This is a genomic window from Rhodococcus sp. ENV425 (assembly GCF_002887785.1).
GTDB classification, from domain to species: Bacteria; Actinomycetota; Actinomycetes; order Mycobacteriales; family Mycobacteriaceae; genus Rhodococcus; species Rhodococcus aetherivorans.
Genome location: NZ_PCZU01000287.1, coordinates 12,571 through 14,930 on the forward strand (window position 1 = coordinate 12,571; position 2,360 = coordinate 14,930).

A 2,360-nucleotide genomic window follows, 5' to 3' on the forward strand; every position below is an offset into this window, starting at 1 on the left:
GGCCAGCTCGCCACCGGTCCCGCCGGCCGTGCGGTCCGCCTCGGCGAGCTGGTAGAACGCCGACGGCGTCTGATTCAGCACCGTCACACCCTCGCGAACGAGCAACTCGCGGAACGCCTCCGGCGAGCGCGAGGTGAACCAGTCCACGACGACGAGGGTGCCGCCGTACAGCAGCGGACCCCACAGCTCCCACACCGAGAAGTCGAACGCGTACGAGTGGAACATCGTCCACACGTCCGACGGGCCGAAACCATAGACCGACTCGGTGTTGACCATCAGCCGCACCACGTTCCGGTGCGGGATCAGCACGCCCTTCGGCCGGCCCGTGGACCCGGAGGTGTAGATGACGTACGCGAGGTTCGTGGCGTCGAGCGGCGCGGTGCGCTCCTCGTCGCGGATCGGCGCGTCGTCCACCCCCGACAGGTCGACGGTGTCGAGCTCGACCACCGGCACCGCGGTGGGCACGTCGACCCCCGTGCCGGAGAGGGTGAGCACCGCGGCCGGCGCGGCGTCGGTGAGCATGAACTCGATCCGGTCGGCCGGGTAGTTCGGGTCCACCGGCAGATACCCGCCGCCGGCCTCGAGCACCGCGACGAGCGCGACCACCAGATCCAGTGACCGCGGCAGCGCGACCGCCACGAGCGACTCCGGACCCACACCCACGGAGATCAGGTGCCGGGCCAGTCGCCGCGCCCGGGAGGCGAACTCGGCGTAGGTGAGCGCCTCGTCGCCGAACCGCACCGCGATGTCGCCGGGTGCGGCGGCGACGCGCGCCTCGAACATGTCCACCAGCGTCACGTCCGCCGGGGCGACGTCGTCGCCCAGCGAGTTCCACCGGGAGACCACGAGCTCGCGCTCGAACTCGTCGACGATCTCGATGTCACCGACCGCGACCGACGCGTCGGCCGCCACGGCCCGCAGGATCCGCAGCAGCTGCTCGGCGAACGCGGCGACCCGCAGCTCGTCGAACAGGTCGGTGGCGTAGGTCACGGCGGCATCGATGCCGGCGGCCGAGCCGTCCGGGGCCACCTGCTCCGAGAAGGTGAACTGCAGATCGAACTTCGCCGTGGGCGGGTCGTAGTCGAGCGCCTCCAGAGCGAGGCCGTCGAGTTCGAACTCGGCCTGTCCGATGTTCTGGAAGGTCAGCGCCACCTGGAACAGCGGGTGCCGGGCCTGGGAGCGTTCCGGATCGAGGATCTCCACCAGCCGTTCGAACGGCACGTCCGCGTGCGCGAAGGCATCGAGGTCGTTCTCGCGCACCGCGCTCAGCAGGTCCGCGAAGGACTGCCCGCCCCGCACGTCGGTGCGCAGGACGAGGGTGTTGACGAACATGCCGACGAGGTCGTCGAGGGCGGCCTCGCCGCGGCCGGCGACCGGCGTGCCGATCGCGATGTCCTCGGTCGCGGACAACCGGGCCAATAGCACCGCGAGCGCCGCGTGCACGACCATGAACAGCGACGTGTTCTTCTCGTGCGCGAGGTTCTGCAGGCGGTCGTGGAGCGCCTCCTCGACGCGGAAGCGGCTGGTGCGGCCGTGCCCGGAGGCCCGCTCGGGACGGACGCGATCGGAGGGCAGGTCGAGCTGGTCGGGCAGGGCGGCGAGGGTGCGCTTCCAGAACTCCACCTGCTCGGCGGCCACGGATCCCGGTTCGTCCTCGGAGCCGAGCACGTCGCGCTGCCACAGGGCGTAGTCCGCGTACTGGATCTCGAGCGGTGCCCAGCCGGGCAGCTCACCGCGGGTGCGGGCCGCGTAGGCGACCATCACGTCGCGGGCGAGCGGACGCACCGAGAACCCGTCCGTGGCGATGTGATGGGCGACGAACAGCAGCACATGCTCGGTCCGGCTCAGCTCGAAGACCACCGCGCGGAAGGGCACCTCGGTGGTGACGTCGAATCCGCGCGTCACCAGTTCGCGGGCGCGGTCCGGCAGGGCCTGCGCGTCGATGCGTTCGATGACGAGCCGCACCGGGGACTCCGGCAGGATCTGCTGGTAGCCGGTGCCGTCCACGTCGGGGTAGACGGTGCGCAGCACCTCGTGGCGCTCGGTCAGGTCCCGTATCGCCCCGCGCAGCGCGGGCACGTCGAGGGCGCCGGTGAAGCGCACGCCGATCGGCACGTTGTTCACCGCCGACTCGGGGTCGAAGCGGTTGAGGAACCACATGCGCTGCTGCGCCGGCGAGAGCGGGATGCGCTCGGGCCGCTCGTACGGGACCAGCGGCGTGCGGCGGCCGGCGCCGGCCTCCTGCTCGGCCCGCACCGCGAGGGCCTCGACGGTCGGGGCATCGAACAGGGCCCGCACCGGGATCGACGCGTCGAGCGCCTCGCTGAGGCGGGCCGCGACCTGCGTCGCGACGAGCGAGT

1 protein-coding gene is annotated in these 2,360 nt (G+C 71.8%); it reads right to left on the minus strand.

Annotated features, from left to right (window positions below; all coding sequences use genetic code 11):
- Positions 1–2,360, minus strand: a 2,360-nt coding sequence (locus CQZ88_RS27485) for a condensation domain-containing protein (RefSeq protein WP_219727540.1), incomplete at both ends; no start/stop codon positions are given.